Here is a 686-nt window from a genome sequence, read left to right as displayed (position 1 = left end):
GGCTTTTAAAAAGTTATCTTTTAAAAGATAACTTTCATAAGCTACTTTCGAAAAGTAAAAGCTTTACCAAACCCTGCATCTTTTAATTAATAAAATATATATTTTATGTCATCTTTAATTAATTTTAAAGTAAAAATAAATATTTAAATAATTAATTGAATATTTAAACTACACATTTAAAAAGTTAAAAGAAATTAAAAATATATAAAATTTATTCCAATAAAAATAATTTTGAATTAATTTTAAGGAAAAAAAAATACTAGGAAAATTAATTTACCTATGCAATCTAGGTCATCATGGATACAGCTAACTAATTCCAAATGCACGAGTGCGGCGCAGCAATTGAATAAACATGAATTTCCGTATTGGTGAACTCGACAAGTCAAGCTTCAGTTCCTCCAAGTGGTATCCAATGGCGGCAGAAATCAACGCCTTCAAAGCAGCTTCGTCGAAACCCAATTCATAGGCTGCGTAATAATGGATCCTAAGCTTTGGAACAATGGCCCCGTGCTGCTGAAGCAGAAACCACTTGAGGAAATCAATGAAGCGCCTGTGGTCTTTTTGTAATAAAATACCTTTCGTGGAGAAGTTCAATATTTGGAGATCTTTCCAACGGTTACGCCAACTGCGAGAGAGGACGCAAGTGGCAACGCATTCTCTGATTGGGAGCCTCGAGAGGATTTCAC

Annotated in this window: 1 protein-coding gene; it reads right to left on the bottom strand. The window is 33.5% G+C overall.

All coding sequences use genetic code 11. The features are described from left to right. Positions 1 to 306: 306 nt before the first annotated feature. Positions 307 to 686, bottom strand: a 380-nt coding sequence (locus Q8777_RS02660) for an F-box protein (protein WP_318749501.1), incomplete at its 5' end; no start/stop codon positions are given.

Source organism: Candidatus Phytoplasma stylosanthis, assembly GCF_032886435.1.
Lineage (GTDB): Bacteria > Bacillota_I > Bacilli_A > Acholeplasmatales > Acholeplasmataceae > Phytoplasma > Phytoplasma stylosanthis.
This window is presented reverse-complemented; position numbering and strand designations above follow the sequence as displayed.